The sequence below is a fragment of the Rothia nasisuis genome, from assembly GCF_928381405.1.
GTDB classification, from domain to species: Bacteria; Actinomycetota; Actinomycetes; order Actinomycetales; family Micrococcaceae; genus Rothia; species Rothia nasisuis.
Map to the genome: position 1 here is coordinate 1 of NZ_CAKMSB010000042.1, position 448 is coordinate 448.

Genomic DNA, 448 nt, shown 5'->3' on the forward strand with positions numbered 1-448 from the left:
GGTGGCCGGTGGCAAAGGAAGACCTGTGGAGCCTGGGTCTTTGGCCTGGCGTGAAGCACGTACTCCGCAAGCGCGTCGCCCACCTCCTCCAGTAGCGGAACGACGCGGTCCCGCCGCGCCTTGGTGCGACGTACGACCACTTCGCCGGCTCGCCATCGAATGTCCTGAAGCTCGAGCAATCGCAGTTCCCGACTACGCATCCCTGTCGTCGCGAGCAATAGCAGCACGGCGCGGTCGCGCACACCAGAAGGATCCGTGACGTCAATTGCATCGACTACTCGCCTTACCTCCTCCCCCGCCAGTCGGGGCGGCAAATGTGCCATCCGCCAACATGGCACCCGCGGCACGAGTCGGGCGAGTTCCTCCTCCATGAGGCCGGCCCAATGCAAGAACCGGAGGAAGGAACGAACATGCGAGACGGTAGCCGATCTCGTGTAGTCGTTGACGC

1 protein-coding gene is annotated in these 448 nt (G+C 64.1%); it reads right to left on the bottom strand.

Going from position 1 to position 448, the window contains the following annotated elements; translation table 11 throughout:
- A partial coding sequence (locus L6966_RS12315) for a tyrosine-type recombinase/integrase (RefSeq protein ID WP_419721899.1) occupies positions 1–371 on the bottom strand: 371 nt, incomplete at its 3' end.
- Between the last annotated feature and the right edge of the window lie 77 nt (positions 372–448).